We start from the raw sequence: 14,088 nt of genomic DNA on the forward strand, positions 1-14,088 counted from the left end.
TGCAAACGAACGCCGGTCGCGGCAAGCTTAGAACGGCAGCTTGGCGTCGGTGGCGGTGGCCAGCACGCGGCGGAAATCGCCCTTGATGCGTTCCAGCGCCTCCTCGGTGTCGGCCTCGAAGCGCAGCACGATCACCGGCGTGGTATTGGATGCGCGGGCCAGGCCGAAGCCGTCCTTGTACTCGACGCGCAGGCCGTCCAGCGTGTTCACTTCCTCGGCGCCGTCAAAGCTGGCGGACTCCTGCAGCCTGGAGATCAGCGCGTGGTTCTCGCCCTCCTTGGCCATCTTCAGGTTCAGTTCTGGCGTGGAGACGGCGTTGGGCAGCGCGTTCAAGAGCTCGCTGGGATCCTCGACGCGGGACAGCACTTCCAGCAGGCGGGCGCCAGTGTAGATGCCGTCGTCGAAGCCGTACCAGCGTTCCTTGAAGAACACGTGGCCGCTCATCTCGCCGGCCAGCAGCGCGCCGGTTTCCTTGATCTTGGCCTTGATGAAGCTGTGGCCGGTGCGCGCCATTACCGGCACGCCGCCGTTCTTCTTGATCCAGGGCTTGAGCAGCCGGGTGGATTTGACGTCGAAGATCACCTTGGCCTTGGGATTGCGGTCCAGCACGTCGGCGGCGTACAGCATCAGCTGGCGATCCGGCCAGATGATGTTGCCGTCCTTGGTCACCACGCCCAGGCGGTCGCCGTCGCCGTCGAAGGCCAGGCCGATCTCGGCGTCGGTTTTCTGCAGCGCCTCGATCAGGTCTTTCAGGTTTTCCGGCTTGGCCGGGTCCGGGTGGTGGTTGGGGAAATTGCCGTCCACGTCGCAGAACAGCTCGCGCACCTTGCAGCCCAGGCGGCGGTACAGCAGCGGGCCGAAGGCGCCGGCCACGCCGTTGCCGCTGTCCACCACGATGTTCAGCGGACGCTCAAGCTTGATGTCGGAGGTGATGCGCTCCAGGTAGGCTTCCGCGATGTCTTCGGTGCGATAGCCGCCTTCGCCCTCGGCGAGCCGGCCATCGACGATGCGCTGGTAAAGCGCCTGGATGTCGTCGCCGGCCAGCGTGTCGCCGGCCAGCATCATCTTGAAGCCGTTGTAGTCGGGCGGATTGTGGCTGCCGGTCACCATCACGCCGGACAGGGTGCCCAGCTGATGGGCGGCGAAGTACAGCATGGGCGTGGCGACGCGGCCGACGTCGATCACGTCGACGCCGGCGGCGCGGATGCCTTCAGCCAGCGCCTCGCTCAATTCGGGGCCGGACAGGCGGCCGTCGCGGCCGATCACGATGGCCTTGACCTTGCGGTCAATGGCTTCCGAAGCCACGGCTTGGCCGATTTGCCGAGCGACGGCGGCGGTCAGGGTCTTGCCGACGATGCCGCGGATGTCATACGCCTTGAAGATGTCTTTGGATATTTTGTTCATGATGGTTCTGACGCGATATGAGATTGGGGGGCGGAGGTGCGCCGCCCCGCAGGGAATTCAGCCGCCGAGCTTTCGGCTCAAGGCGATCAGCTGCTGCAGTTTCTGTTTGGCCTTGCCGCTGTCCAAGGCCTCGCGCGCCATGGTAACACCGTCAGCCAGGCTTGGGGCGATATCGGCGGTGTAAATCGCCGCGCCGGCATTGAGCAGCACGATGTCGCGGGCGGGGCCGGGCTGGCCATCCAGCACCGCCAGCAGCCGGTCGCGGGACTGCGCGGCGGTGTCGGCGCGCAAGTCCTTCAGCTCGCAGAGCGGGAAGCCGAATTCGCCCGGCTCCAATTCGTATTCCAGTATCTCGCCATTCTTGAGTTCCGCCACCATGCTGGGGCCGGATAGTGTCAATTCGTCCAGGCCGTCGCAGCCGTGGACGATCATCACATGCCGGCTGCCCAGCATCTTGAGCACGCGGGATTGTATGCCTACCAGATCGGGGTGGAACACGCCCATCAACTGGTGGTCGGCAGCCGCCGGATTGGTCAGCGGACCCAGGATATTGAAGATGGTGCGGGCGCCCAGTTCCTTGCGGATCGGCGCCACGTGCTTCATCGCGCTGTGATGGTTGGGCGCGAACATGAAGCCCAGGCCGATCTCGTCCAGGCATTGCCCGACCTGTTCCGGCGTCAGTTGCAGATTGACCCCCAGCAGTTCCAGCACGTCGGCGCTGCCGGAGCTGGACGATACCGAGCGGCCGCCGTGCTTGGCCACGCGGGCGCCGGCCGCCGCGGCGACGAAGGCCGAGGTGGTGGAGATGTTGAAGGTGTGGGATTTGTCGCCGCCGGTGCCGCAAGTGTCCACCAGGTGGCGGCGGTCGGACACCGGCACGTGGGTGGCGAACTCTCGCATCACGGTGGCGGCGGCGGCGATTTCCGACACCGACTCCACCTTGACCCGGAGCCCGATCAGGATGGCCGCCGTCTGCGCCGGCGACAGTTCGCCGCGCATGATCTGGCGCATCAGCGCCAGCATTTCGTCATAAAACAGCTCGTTGCCGTCGATCAGGCGATTCAGCGCCGCTTGCGGGGTGATCATGAGGGTTTCCTATCAGCTGTGGCCGGCCAGGTCGGCCAGCCTTTGCGTGTCGAGGTCGATTTCGCAGGCCAGGCGGGCGCGGCCGGCGCCGTTGCCGCTGGCGTAGCTGGCCTCGACCCAGTCGCAATGCTGGCGGCGATAGTCCCGGTACGCCTGGCGGGAGCGGCGCAGCTCGCGCGCGGCGTGGAAACGGCCGTCGGTGGCGCCGTCCAGCTTGCGCATCGCATCCAGCGCTTTGTCTTCCTGGGCGGCCAGCTGGCGCCCCGCCTCTGCGTGCCGTTGCTGCAGGCAGGCGGCGATGGCGGGGGTGTCGGCCTGGCTTCGCGTGCAGTCTTCCAGCGCGCCGGACCAGGCGGGAGCGGCCAGCAGGACGCCGATCAGCAGCGGCCTCAGTCGCATCAGGCGAATTCCTTCAGGAAGTTGTCCAGCATGCGGTGGCCGTGCTCGGTGAGAATGGATTCCGGGTGGAACTGCACGCCCTCGATCGGCAGCGTCTTGTGGCGCACGCCCATGATTTCGCCGTCGTCGGTCCAGGCGGTGACTTCCAGGCAGTCCGGCAGCGTTTCGCGCTCGATCACCAGCGAATGGTAGCGGGTGCAGGTGACCGGATTGGGCAGGCCGCGGAACATGCCTTTGTCCAGGTGGCTGACCGGCGACACCTTGCCGTGCATCAGCTGCTTGGCGTGGACGACCTTGCCGCCGAAGGCTTGGCCTATGCCCTGGTGGCCCAGGCATACGCCCATGATGGGCAGCTTGCCGGCAAAGTGCAGGATGGCCGGAACCGACACGCCCGCCTCGTTGGGCGTGCAGGGGCCGGGGGAGACCACCAGGTATTGCGGCTTCAGTTCTTCGATCTGCTGCAGCGTGATTTCATCGTTGCGGAACACCTTCACGTCCTGGCCCAGCTCGCCGAAATACTGCACCAGGTTGTAGGTGAAGGAATCGTAGTTATCTATAACGAGGAGCATTTTTCACCTAAATCAAATATCTTGCGGAATCTATTTGGTCTATCGCGCTGGCGATGGGTTCCAAGCGCCAGGGTCACGGCAAGCTGGTCATTTAAGTCGGATTGACTGCGCATCGAAATGGCGCGCCATCGCATGGCCAACGATTGCTTTAGTTCGGGTTGAGGATGCCAACACTATACCCCATAGTCCCCGGTCGCCGTCACCCCTGGGCATGGTTTTCATACGCCGCTTCGCGCTGCGTTTCGGCTGGCGCCGGCAGGATGCCGGTGGCGGTGAGAACGCCTGGCTATCCGATACCGTTGGTCGGCGTGACGCATGGCGAGGCTCTGGCAAAACCGCGACGGCCTCATCGCCAGCACCTGGCGCTGCTGTCCGAGCGGGAGGACGATTGACGGCATGCTTAGCCGCGCAATTGGCCGCCATAGCGCTCCATCCATCCCGCCAGCTGCTGCAGCGGCTGCTGCAGCGTGCTGCCCAGCGCGGTGATCCGGTACTCGACGCGGGGCGGCACTTCGGCGTACACCGTGCGCTGCACCAGGCCGCGCTGCTCGAAGGCGCGCAGCTGGCGGGTCAACTCCTTCTGGGTGATGACGCCGACCGCGCGCTGCAGCTCGCCGAAGCGCACCGGGCGGTCCAGCACGATCAGGCGGTAGAGGATGGGGATCGCCCATTTGCCTGCGATCAGATCGACGAACCGCAGCATAGGGCAGTGGCTTGCGGCCATGGTTTCCTGCTGGTTTTCCACAGTCATGATCGTTCATTAGTATCAATTTGGTACCTACTATACATTACATACCACTGGCCATAAAGTAGCCGCTTCGATAGTCAATCCAAGGAGAACGACATGCGGCGGCTTGAAGGCAAACAGGCTTTGATCACCGGCGGCACCAGCGGCATAGGGCTGGAAACCGCCAAGCAGTTCCTGGCCGAGGGCGCAAAAGTGGCAATCACTGGGCGCAGCGAGGCGGGCCTCGCGCAGGCGAACGAGGTTTTGGGCGGCCGCGCGTTGCTGCTGAAGAGCGACGCAGGCAGCCTGGACGACCAGCGCGCGCTGCCGGCGCAGCTGCGCAGCCACGGTTGGAGCCGGCTGGACGCGGCATACCTGAATGCCGGCGATGTCACCCATCTGCCGCTGGCGGATTGGAGCGAGGCGGACTTCGACCGGGTGATGGCTGTCAATCTGAAAGGCCCGTTCTTCCTGCTGCAGGCCTTGTCGCCGCTGCTGGCCAACCCCAGTTCCGTGATTCTGTGCGGCTCGGTCGGCGCCAGGATAGGCGTTCCGTCCAGCAGCGCCTACGCGGCCAGCAAGGCCGGCCTGCTGTCGCTGGCGCGCACGCTGTCGGCCGAGTGGCTGGATCGCGGCATCCGCGTCAACGGCCTGTCGCCGGGACCGACGCACACCCCGGCTTTCGGCAAGCTGGGCATGCCGGAAGACGAATTGCCGGCGCTGCGGGACCGGATTCGCAAGCTGGTGCCGCTGGGCAGGCTGGGACGGCCGGAGGAGTTGGCGAAGGCGGCGGTGTTCCTGGCTTCGGACGAGTCCAGCTACATGCTGGGCAGCGAGCTATTGGTCGATGGCGGCGTCGGCAACGTGTGAATTGTTTATGACGTTTGTGTTTCGCGGCGCTAGAATGGTCCGCATTGAAATGGAAGCGTCATCCGATGAATGATCCGAAATCCGCCGTTCTGCGCGCCGAGGCCGCAAGCGAAGACGCGCGGCTGCGCCGCCGCTCGCTGCTGGCCGCCGGCGGCGCCCACGCAGTTCATGACGGCCTGACCGACCTGGTCTACGTGTTGCTGCCCATCTGGCAGGCGCAGTTCGGCATCGGCTACGCGATGGTAGGTTTGCTGCGCGGCGCCTATTCCGGGGCGATGGCCGGTTTCCAGCTGCTGGCCAGCCGGCTGGCGAAGCGCTGGGGGCGCAAGCGCATGCTGGTGGGCGGCACCGCGCTGGCCGGCGCGGCCTATCTGCTGGCCGGGCAGGCTGGCGGCCTGGCGGTTCTGTTGCTGGCGCTGACGCTGGGAGGCCTGGGCGCCAGCGTCCAGCATCCGCTGGCGTCCTCGCTGGTGGCGGACAGCCACGAGGCGGGGGGAGGCTCGCGGCAGGCGCTAGCGCAATACAATTTCGCCGGCGACATCGGCAAGACCTTGATCCCAGCATTGACCGGCCTGCTGCTGACGGTGGCGAGCTGGCGGCTCAGCGTCAGCCTGATGGGGCTGCTTGGCTTGCTTGCCGCGGCGCTGTTGTGGCGATGGGCGCCGGCGCGCTTGCCGGCCGCCTCGGGGACATCGGCGGCGCGCGCGGCGGGGCGAGGTTCAAGGGGCGGTTTGCGCGCCTTGCTGGCCACCGGCGCGATAGACAGCGCGGCGAGGATGGGCTTTCTGACGTTTTTGCCCTTCCTGTTGAAGAGCAAGGGCGCGGGCGCGGCGGGCATCGGCCTGGCCCTGTCGCTGTTATTCGTCGGCGGCGCGTTCGGCAAGCTGTTCTGCGGCTACTTGGGCGCGCGCATCGGCATGGTGAGGACGGTGTGGCTGACCGAAGGTCTGACGGCCTTGCTGATCGCGGCGGGCCTGGCGCTGCCTTTGCTTGGCATGATGGCGATGTTGCCGCTGCTGGGTCTGGCGCTGAACGGCACTTCGTCGGTGCTGTACGGCACGGTGCCGGAACTGGCCGACGCCAGCGGCCGCGAGCACGCGTTCGCCTTGTTCTACACCGGCACGATAGGCGGCGGCGCGCTGTCGCCGGTGCTGTTCGGCCGTCTGGGCGACGTGGCCGGCGTGCCTGTCGCGATGCTGGCGCTGGCCGCCTTCCTGTTATTGACCCTGCCTTTGTCCTGGCAGGTGGGCAGGGATCTGGCGGCATGAAACGCCGGCAGCGGCCGGCGTTTCATGTGACGGAGGCTCAGGCGTCCAGGCCGTCCCGCACCATCTGCGCGGCGCGCAGCACCGCGCGCGCCTTGTTCTGCGTTTCCTGCCATTCCGATTGCGGCACCGAGTCGGCGACGACGCCGGCGCCGGACTGCACGTAGAGCATGCCGTTCTTCAGCACCGCGGTGCGGATGGCGATGGCGAGGTCCATGTCGCCGTTGAAGCCGAGGTAACCCACCGCGCCGCCGTAGACGCCGCGCTTGGTCGGCTCGAACTCGTCGATGATCTGCATCGCCCGCACCTTGGGCGCGCCGGACAGCGTGCCGGCGGGGAAGGTGGCCTTGATCACGTCGATATTGCTGATCTTGCGGTCCACCTGGCCTTCCACGTTGGACACGATGTGCATCACGTGCGAGTAGCGCTCGATCGCCATGTTGTCGGTGATCTTCACCGTGCCGATGTCGGCGACGCGGCCGACGTCGTTGCGGCCCAGGTCCATCAGCATCACGTGTTCGGCGATTTCCTTGGGGTCGGCCAGCAGCTCGGCCGCCAGCGCCTCATCCTGCTCGCGGGTGTGGCCGCGCGGGCGGGTGCCGGCGATCGGACGCACGGTCACGGTTTCGCCTTCGCGCCGCACCAGGATTTCCGGCGAAGCGCCCACCACGTGGAAGTCGTCGAAGTGGTAGAAGAACATGTACGGCGACGGGTTGAGGTTGCGCAGCGCGCGGTACAGCGCGATCGGCGAGCCGTGGTAAGGCTGCTGCATGCGCTGGGCCAGCACCACCTGCATGATGTCGCCGTCGTGGATGTAGCGCTGACAGGACGCCACCGCCTGCTTGAACGCCTCCTCGCCGTATTCCGACACCGCCTCGCCCTCGTGCGGCTGGGGCAGCGACAGCGGGATGGCCAGCGGCTCGCGCAGCTTGGCGCGAAGCTGGGCCAGCCGCGCTTTCGCTTTCTGCAGCGCGTTGGGCACCTCGGGGTCGGCGTAGACCACCAGGTAGAGCTTGCCGGACAGGTTGTCGACCACGGCGATCTCTTCCGACAGCATCAGCAGGATGTCCGGTGTGCCCACCGGGTCGGGTTTCTGAACGTCGGCGAGGCGGCGTTCAATGTAGCGTATGGTGTCGTAGCCGAAATAGCCGACCAGGCCGCCGGAGTAGCGCGGCAGGCCGGGCAGCTCGGGGATACGGAAACGGTGCTGGAACGCCTCGATGAAGGCCAGCGGGTCGCCGTCGTGGCGTTCTATCACCTTGTCGCCGCATTCCACCTGCACCCGCTGGCCGTTGACGCGCAGCCGGGTGTCGGCCGGCAGGCCGATGATGGAGTAGCGGCCGTGGCGCTCGCCGCCCACCACCGATTCCAGCAGGTAGCTGTACGGCTGGTTGGCCAGCTTCAGATAGATGGACAGCGGGCTGTCCAGATCGGCCAGCAGTTCCTGGGTGACGGGGATGCGGTTGTAGCCGGCGGCGGCCAGTTGGTCAAACTCTTGCGCTTGCATGTGGTTCTTCCTGTGTCTTGTCAGTGTGGGCGGAGTCGTGCGGGGCGGGGACCGGGCGACGCCATCGCCAGCTGGCGGGGCAGGGAAGAAAGGCCATGGGCGTTCGAGTTCCTTCAGGGTTGCAGGGCTTTAGCCATTCTTCATCAAATCGTAGAGCTCGGCAATACTGTTTACCGTCAGGTCCGCGCCCAGCGTGGACGCGTCGGCGTAGCCGTAGCCGACGGCGATGGCCGCGCAGCCGGCGGCGCGGGCGGCGGCCACGTCATTGGCGGAGTCGCCCACCATCGCCAGTTCCTGCGGCTGGATGCCCAGCACCTGGCAGCAATGCAGCAGCGGCAGAGCCGACGGCTTCTTCTCCGGCAGCGTGTCGCCGCCGACGATCAGGCTGAAATGGTCGCGCAGGCCCAGCTGCTCGGCCAGCGGCACGGCCAGGCGTTCGGATTTGTTGGTGATCATGACCAGCGGCAGCTGAAGCGCGCGCAACAGGCCCAGGCCGTCGCGCACGCCGGGGTAGACGGTGGTGTGGTCGGCCAGATGTTCACGGTAGCGCTGGACGAAGAAGCGATAGCCGCGCTCCCACAGCGGGCCGTCGGCCTCGGCGTGGCGCTCGTCGGTGATGGCGCGGTGGACCAGGCTGGCGATGCCGTCGCCGACGTGGCTCTTGATCCGTTCGGGATCCAGCGGCGGCAGGCCCAGATGCTCGCGCATCGCGTTGGCGGCATTGGCCAGATCGGGAATGGAGTCGACCAGAGTGCCGTCCAGGTCGAAGGCGACGGCTTTGATGTGCTTGAGATTCATGTGTCTGCTTTGTTGCCGCGGCGCGCGGGCCGCGGCGGAATGGGGATGAGGGTGTTCAGAGTTCGCGGATGTCGACGACGGGCTGCCGGCCGAAAGCCGGCGACACCAGGTAGTCGACGATCTTGCGCGCGGCGTCGGCCGGGCTGCTCAGCGCGCCGTCTGCCTTCAGCGCGTCGAAGCGGGCCTTCTGCGGGAACTGGCCTTCGTCGCTGGCGCGGATGCAGCCCTGCATGTCGGTGTCCACCACGCCCGGATACAGCGCGACGATCTGCGCCGGATTGGCGTGGCTTTCCTGTTCGACAGCCGCGCTGCGGCTGAAATGGTCCAGCGCGGCCTTGGTGGCGCAATACACGCTCCAGCCCGGGTAGGCCTTGGCGGCGGCGCCGGACGAGATGTTCAGGACGCGGCGGCGCGCCGGCAGGTGGTTGGTGGCGGACAGCAGCGCGTCGGTGGCCAGCAGCGGCGCGGTGACGTTGACGGCGACGGCCTTGACCACTTCGTCGGCCGGATAATGGCCGGCCTGGGCGATGGGGGTCACCACGCCGGCGTTGTTGATCAGCGTGACGGTCGCGCATGCCGGCAGCGGCAGCTGCTGCAGCGCGGCGTGGACCGAGGCGGCGGCTTGCGCGGCGTCGGACAGGTCGGCGTTGACGGCCTGCAGCCGCTCAGGATGGCGGGCGGCCAGGCCTGCCAGCGCCGAGCCGGCGTTGCGGGCGATGCCGACGACGGAGTAACCGTCGTTCAGCAGCGTCTCGCAGATGGCGTAGCCCAGGCCGCGCGAAGCGCCGGTGACGATGAATGCATACATGGTCTTACCCCTTGATGCGTGAAATGGCGGCGCAGCGTTCTTATGCTTGGACGCGGGCCAGTTCGGCGCGCATCGCGTCGATGACCGCCTTGTAGTCTTTCTGGCCGTAGATGGCGGAGCCGGCCACGAAGGTGTCGGCGCCGGCTGCGGCCACCTGGGCGATATTGTCCACCTTCACGCCGCCGTCCACTTCCAGCCAGATCTCGCCGCCATGCTTGGCGGTGTATTCGTCGATGCGCCGACGCGCCAGCTTGATCTTTTCCAGCGCGTGCGGAATGAATGATTGTCCGCCGAAACCAGGGTTCACCGACATGATCAGGATCATGTCCAGCTTGTCCATCACGTGGTCCAGGTAGGACAGCGGCGTGGCCGGGTTGAACACCAGGCCGGCCTTGCAGCCGGCGTCCTTGATCAGGCCCAGCGTGCGGTCGATGTGCTCCGATCCTTCCGGGTGGAAGGTGATGATGTCGGCGCCGGCCTTGGCGAAGGCGGCTGCCAGCGCGTCCACCGGCTTGACCATCAGGTGGACATCGATCGGCGCGCTGCTGTGCGGGCGGATGGCCTCGCAGAACATCGGGCCCATGGTCAGATTGGGGACGTAGTGGTTGTCCATCACATCGAAGTGGATGATGTCGGCGCCGGCGGCGACGACATCTTTGACTTCCTGGCCCAGGCGGGCGAAATCGGCGGACAGAATGCTGGGGGCGATACGGAAAGTGCGCATGGCGATTGCTCTGACATCGATAAACGAGGAATGCCCGGCATTCTACCGCGCCAAAAGCGGTTTGGCCGGATAAAATGAAAACCAAGATCAATCAGGAGAAGCCGCAATGGCCGATAAACTCTACCAGATGGAGGTGCAGGCGGAGCCACAATACGTGGCCGAACAGTCCAGCGTCGCCAACGACGTCTACGTGTTCGCCTACCGCGTCCGCATCACCAATACCGGCAGCGAGCCGGCGCAGCTGATCAGCCGCCACTGGATCATCACCGACGCCAATCAGCAGGTGCAGGAGGTGCGCGGCATGGGCGTGGTGGGCGAGCAGCCGCATCTCGACCCGGGCCAGGTGTTCGAGTACTCCAGCGCGGCCCACATCACCACGCCGTACGGCAGCATGAAGGGCGCCTACCAGATGATGGCGGACGACGGTCGGCGCTTCGAGGCGTCCATTCCCGAGATGACGCTGGTGGCGCCCCGGGTGCTGCACTAATCGCTGTTACAGGAAGGGTCCTTGTCGTCGCGCGGCCAGGTCCACCAGACGATGAAGGTGGCGAGCCCGCCGGCTCCCAGCGCTTCCAGCAATAGAATCCACATGATGCCTGCCCCTTTTTGAAATGAAACCGCATTTCACTTTGGGACAGGTCCCAGCCACAGGCAAACCTTTTTATGCGCATCACCCATAGCGGCCCGGCGCCGTCCGGCCGCCACGACTGGCAAACCATCAAGACGCTGTTGCCCTATTTGTGGGCGTTCAAGTGGCGGGTCACCCTGGCCCTGGCCTGCATGGTGCTGGCCAAGGTGGCGGCGGTGACGGTGCCCTTGTACCTGAAGGACATCGTCGACCAGCTGTCGGTGCCGGCCACGCTGCTGGCCATCCCGGTGCTGGCCCTGACCGGCTACGGCGTCGCGCGGCTGCTGTCCGGCGTGCTGGGCGAGCTGCGCGACGCGGTGTTCGCCCGCGTGATCCAGGGGGCGGTGCGAAGCGTGGCGCGCAATGTGTTCCGCCATCTGTTCAAGCTGTCGCTGCGCTTCCACCTGGAGCGCCACACCGGCGGCATGAGCCGCGACATCGAGCGCGGCACCAAGGGCATAGGCTTTCTGTTGAACTTCACCGTGTTCAACATCCTGCCCACGCTGCTGGAAATCGGCATGGTGACGGCCATTCTGCTGCACCGCTATTCATGGGAGTTCGCGGTGGTGACGGTGGGCACCATCGCCCTCTACATCGTGTTCACGCTGCTGGTGACCGAGTGGCGCACCGTCTACCGCCGCACCATGAACGATCTGGATTCCAAGGCCAACTCCAAGGCGATAGACGCCTTGCTGAACTACGAGACGGTCAAGTACTTCAACAACGAGGAATACGAGTCCAGGCGCTACGACCGCAATCTGGAAGCGTGGGAGGCGTCGGCGATCAAGAACCAGGTGTCCTTGTCGCTGCTGAACGCCGGCCAGGCGGCCATCATCGCCATCGGCGTCACCCTGGTGATGGTGCTGGCGGCGCGCGACGTGGTGGAGCACCGGATGACGGTGGGCGACGTGGTGCTGGTGGCCACCTTCATCACCCAGCTGTACGCGCCGTTGAACTTCCTGGGCTTCGTCTACCGCGAGATCAAGCACTCGCTCGCCGACATCGAGCGCATGTTCAAGCTGCTGGGCGTCAACCTGGAGGTGGCGGACGCGCCTGGCGCGAAGTCGCTGGATACCCGCGCCGCAACGGTGCGTTTCGACCATGTCGGCTTCGCCTACGAGTCCAAGCGGCAGATTCTGCACGATGTCGACTTCACGATTCCTGCGGGGCAGACGCTGGCGGTGGTCGGCGCCAGCGGCGCCGGCAAATCCACGCTGTCGCGGCTGATGTTCCGCTTCTACGACGCGACGTCGGGCGCGGTGAGGATCAATGGCGAGGATATCCGCTCGCTGACTCAGGATTCGCTGCGCGCCCATATCGGCATCGTGCCGCAGGACACGGTGCTGTTCAACGACACCGTCTACTACAACATCGCCTACGGCAAGCCCGGCGCGACGCGCGAGGAGGTGATGGACGCCGCACGCTCGGCGCATATCCACGATTTCGTCAGCAGCCTGCCGGACGGTTACGACACCATGGTCGGCGAGCGCGGCCTGAAGCTGTCCGGCGGCGAGAAGCAGCGCGTGGCCATCGCCCGCACCATTCTGAAAAACCCGCCGATCCTGATCTTCGACGAGGCCACCAGCGCGCTGGATTCGCGCACCGAGAAGGCCATCCAGCGCGAACTGACGGCGATTTCCGCCAACCGCACCACGCTGATCATCGCCCACCGCTTGTCCACCATCGTCGACGCCGACCGCATCCTGGTGCTGGATGCCGGCCGGGTGGTGGAACAGGGCAGCCACCGGGAGCTGCTGGCGCAGAACGGACGCTATGCCGAAATGTGGCGGCTGCAGCAGGAGAGCGAGGCGGTGGCGGAAGAATAAGCCCCGCGCGTGAATTCAAAACCGCCCGGCCGACGCGAATCGGCCGGGCGGTTTTTTTGCATGCGGGGCTGGGCCTATCCATGCGGAAAAACCGGCATCGGCATCGATCTCTCCGGCCTGCGCCGGGTGATCTGCCCATGAAAGCTGTCCGATAACCGCGGCCTCCATGCCGTTTGACCGATTCTTGCTCCGTCGGAAAAGGCCGAGAAACGGCGGGGTGGAGAGCGCGAAGGGATGGGGCATGCTTCGCTGGCTTTGGGCTCCGCATGTGCCGGTCAAGGCCAGTGGCTGCGTCGTCAACGCCATCAAGGAAAAATAATGAGCAGTCGAGTGGTTGGATTCAATGGGGAACGCCTCGATCCCGTCCGTGGCGCTATTCATCTGGGCAACGGCCATCGGGCTTACGAGCCGGTTTTGAAGCGATTTGACCAGCCCGACAGCTTCAGTCCCTTTGGCAGGGGAGGAATCAACCCGTATGCCTACTGCGCCGGGGATCCCGTCAACCGGGCCGATCCATCCGGGCATATGAGCTGGCAGGCCATCGCGGGCATCGCCAGCGGCGTTGTCGGCTTGGCTCTGGTTCCCTTCACCTTGGGCCAGTCGTTGACCGCGGCGGCCTGCGTGCTGGCCGGGTTGGAGACCGCCTCGGGTTTGGCGGCGATATTGTCAGGGGCGCTGGAAAACACGGATCCGAAGATATCGTCGGCGCTGGGGTGGGCTGCTCTGGCCGCAGGGGCGGCGTCCATCGGCGGCGGCCTGGCCAGGGCGGCGCTGTCTCGGGTGCCCGCCGGCATGGCGAGAACATGGTTGAATGGCTCCGGGCGATTGCCACGGACGGGCGCGCGCGCGTTGGACGATGGTTATGTCGCGCTGGGGAAGGGCATCAAGAATCTGCATGCAATCGGTTCGCACGGCATCCCCGGCGTGGCCAACGATACAGAGTTCGCCTATCTGTTCGAAGATGTCTACAAAGGCGCTGCCCGGTTGAATGTCATCGCGCACGGGCGGATGGAGGAGAGCGGCTTGTCGATTCCGCTGATCAATCAAGCGACGGGTAGATATGACATCCTCGGTCCGGAGGAGCTGGCGTTTCTGATCAAGCAAAAGGCGGGAGTCGATTATGACAATTACCAGTATGCGAGGCTGGTCGTTTGTCGTTCGGCGGATGTCATCGGGGGCAGCATTTTTGCTCAGAATTTCGCAGACTATACCGGGTTGACGGTCAAAGCCTATTCCGGGCAGGTCAGGATTGCGCGTGACGCCTTGATCGCGATCGCGGGGTCGGCGGGGCGGCATAACTTTTTCGGCCAGGCGGCGCTCGACTCCGCGGCGCTCAATGAGCGGTTCTTGCGGTTGAGGCCCTGGTTTGGCGGAGACAAGGAATTTTTCAGGCTGCATCCGGACAGGGTGTCCAGCGTATTTTCTCCGTCGTGGGCCGAAGCGCTCAACCGTCTCGCCTGACTGATCCGCAGCCGGG

The 14,088-nt window shown here is 65.6% G+C and carries 14 protein-coding genes; 5 read left to right on the forward strand and 9 right to left on the reverse strand.

Annotated features, from left to right (window positions below):
* Positions 1-27 precede the first annotated feature (27 nt).
* From CV_RS10630 to CV_RS10650, 5 genes are all read right to left on the reverse strand, one after another.
* Complete coding sequence (locus CV_RS10630; RefSeq protein WP_011135720.1) at positions 28-1,404, reverse strand: phosphomannomutase/phosphoglucomutase; 1,377 nt, start codon at positions 1,402-1,404, stop codon at positions 28-30.
* 57 nt (positions 1,405-1,461) lie between these two features.
* Complete coding sequence (gene trpD / locus CV_RS10635) at positions 1,462-2,490, reverse strand: anthranilate phosphoribosyltransferase (RefSeq protein ID WP_011135721.1); 1,029 nt, start codon at positions 2,488-2,490, stop codon at positions 1,462-1,464.
* A gap of 12 nt (positions 2,491-2,502) precedes the next feature.
* Complete coding sequence (locus CV_RS10640) at positions 2,503-2,889, reverse strand: lysozyme inhibitor LprI family protein (protein WP_011135722.1); 387 nt, start codon at positions 2,887-2,889, stop codon at positions 2,503-2,505.
* Positions 2,889-3,458 carry an aminodeoxychorismate/anthranilate synthase component II gene (locus tag CV_RS10645; protein ID WP_011135723.1) on the reverse strand — a complete coding sequence of 190 codons (570 nt, stop codon included), beginning with the start codon at positions 3,456-3,458 and terminating at the stop codon, positions 2,889-2,891. Before CV_RS10645 ends, CV_RS10640 begins: the two co-directional genes overlap by 1 nt.
* Positions 3,459-3,858: 400 nt before the next feature.
* Positions 3,859-4,209 (reverse strand): winged helix-turn-helix transcriptional regulator, encoded by a 351-nt coding sequence (locus tag CV_RS10650; RefSeq protein WP_043596036.1) that lies wholly within the window; start codon positions 4,207-4,209, stop codon positions 3,859-3,861.
* A gap of 93 nt (positions 4,210-4,302) precedes the next feature.
* Here CV_RS10650 and CV_RS10655 point away from each other — a divergent pair, with 93 nt between their 5' ends.
* Positions 4,303-5,055 carry an SDR family oxidoreductase gene (locus CV_RS10655; protein ID WP_011135725.1) on the forward strand — a complete coding sequence of 251 codons (753 nt, stop codon included), beginning with the start codon at positions 4,303-4,305 and terminating at the stop codon, positions 5,053-5,055.
* A 65-nt stretch (positions 5,056-5,120) separates the two neighbouring features.
* Positions 5,121-6,323, forward strand: coding sequence for an MFS transporter (locus tag CV_RS10660; RefSeq protein ID WP_011135726.1), 1,203 nt, complete (start codon positions 5,121-5,123; stop codon positions 6,321-6,323).
* A 37-nt stretch (positions 6,324-6,360) separates the two neighbouring features.
* Here the strand turns inward: CV_RS10660 and trpE are convergent, their stop codons facing one another.
* From trpE to rpe, 4 genes are all read right to left on the reverse strand, one after another.
* Positions 6,361-7,827, reverse strand: a complete 1,467-nt coding sequence (gene trpE, locus CV_RS10665) for an anthranilate synthase component I (protein WP_011135727.1) — start codon at positions 7,825-7,827, stop codon at positions 6,361-6,363.
* A 129-nt stretch (positions 7,828-7,956) separates the two neighbouring features.
* Positions 7,957-8,625, reverse strand: a complete 669-nt coding sequence (locus CV_RS10670; RefSeq protein ID WP_011135728.1) for a phosphoglycolate phosphatase — start codon at positions 8,623-8,625, stop codon at positions 7,957-7,959.
* A gap of 55 nt (positions 8,626-8,680) precedes the next feature.
* Positions 8,681-9,433: an SDR family oxidoreductase gene (locus CV_RS10675; RefSeq protein WP_011135729.1), complete on the reverse strand. Its 753-nt coding sequence runs from the start codon at positions 9,431-9,433 to the stop codon at positions 8,681-8,683.
* A gap of 40 nt (positions 9,434-9,473) precedes the next feature.
* Positions 9,474-10,157, reverse strand: coding sequence for a ribulose-phosphate 3-epimerase (rpe, locus tag CV_RS10680; protein WP_011135730.1), 684 nt, complete (start codon positions 10,155-10,157; stop codon positions 9,474-9,476).
* 106 nt (positions 10,158-10,263) lie between these two features.
* Here rpe and apaG point away from each other — a divergent pair, with 106 nt between their 5' ends.
* The 3 genes from apaG (at position 10,264) to CV_RS22170 (ending at position 14,072) form a co-directional block, all read left to right on the forward strand.
* A complete protein-coding gene (gene apaG, locus CV_RS10685; protein ID WP_011135731.1) occupies positions 10,264-10,644 on the forward strand; it encodes a Co2+/Mg2+ efflux protein ApaG in 381 nt (126 codons plus the stop codon).
* 176 nt (positions 10,645-10,820) lie between these two features.
* A complete protein-coding gene (locus CV_RS10690; protein WP_011135732.1) occupies positions 10,821-12,611 on the forward strand; it encodes an ABCB family ABC transporter ATP-binding protein/permease in 1,791 nt (596 codons plus the stop codon).
* Between the two features lie 318 nt (positions 12,612-12,929).
* Positions 12,930-14,072 (forward strand): RHS repeat-associated core domain-containing protein, encoded by a 1,143-nt coding sequence (locus CV_RS22170; protein ID WP_011135733.1) that lies wholly within the window; start codon positions 12,930-12,932, stop codon positions 14,070-14,072.
* Positions 14,073-14,088: the final 16 nt, after the last annotated feature.

It is taken from the genome of Chromobacterium violaceum ATCC 12472 (assembly GCF_000007705.1).
Classification (GTDB): domain Bacteria; phylum Pseudomonadota; class Gammaproteobacteria; order Burkholderiales; family Chromobacteriaceae; genus Chromobacterium; species Chromobacterium violaceum.

Coding starts and splice junctions, on each gene's coding strand:
- CV_RS10630 (WP_011135720.1), bottom strand. CDS start 1,404: ATGAACAAAATATCCAAAGACATCTTCAAGGCGTATGACATCCGCGGC.
- trpD (WP_011135721.1), bottom strand. CDS start 2,490: ATGATCACCCCGCAAGCGGCGCTGAATCGCCTGATCGACGGCAACGAG.
- CV_RS10640 (WP_011135722.1), bottom strand. CDS start 2,889: ATGCGACTGAGGCCGCTGCTGATCGGCGTCCTGCTGGCCGCTCCCGCC.
- CV_RS10645 (WP_011135723.1), bottom strand. CDS start 3,458: ATGCTCCTCGTTATAGATAACTACGATTCCTTCACCTACAACCTGGTG.
- CV_RS10650 (WP_043596036.1), bottom strand. CDS start 4,209: ATGACTGTGGAAAACCAGCAGGAAACCATGGCCGCAAGCCACTGCCCT.
- CV_RS10655 (WP_011135725.1), top strand. CDS start 4,303: ATGCGGCGGCTTGAAGGCAAACAGGCTTTGATCACCGGCGGCACCAGC.
- CV_RS10660 (WP_011135726.1), top strand. CDS start 5,121: ATGAATGATCCGAAATCCGCCGTTCTGCGCGCCGAGGCCGCAAGCGAA.
- trpE (WP_011135727.1), bottom strand. CDS start 7,827: ATGCAAGCGCAAGAGTTTGACCAACTGGCCGCCGCCGGCTACAACCGC.
- CV_RS10670 (WP_011135728.1), bottom strand. CDS start 8,625: ATGAATCTCAAGCACATCAAAGCCGTCGCCTTCGACCTGGACGGCACT.
- CV_RS10675 (WP_011135729.1), bottom strand. CDS start 9,433: ATGTATGCATTCATCGTCACCGGCGCTTCGCGCGGCCTGGGCTACGCC.
- rpe (WP_011135730.1), bottom strand. CDS start 10,157: ATGCGCACTTTCCGTATCGCCCCCAGCATTCTGTCCGCCGATTTCGCC.
- apaG (WP_011135731.1), top strand. CDS start 10,264: ATGGCCGATAAACTCTACCAGATGGAGGTGCAGGCGGAGCCACAATAC.
- CV_RS10690 (WP_011135732.1), top strand. CDS start 10,821: ATGCGCATCACCCATAGCGGCCCGGCGCCGTCCGGCCGCCACGACTGG.
- CV_RS22170 (WP_011135733.1), top strand. CDS start 12,930: ATGAGCAGTCGAGTGGTTGGATTCAATGGGGAACGCCTCGATCCCGTC.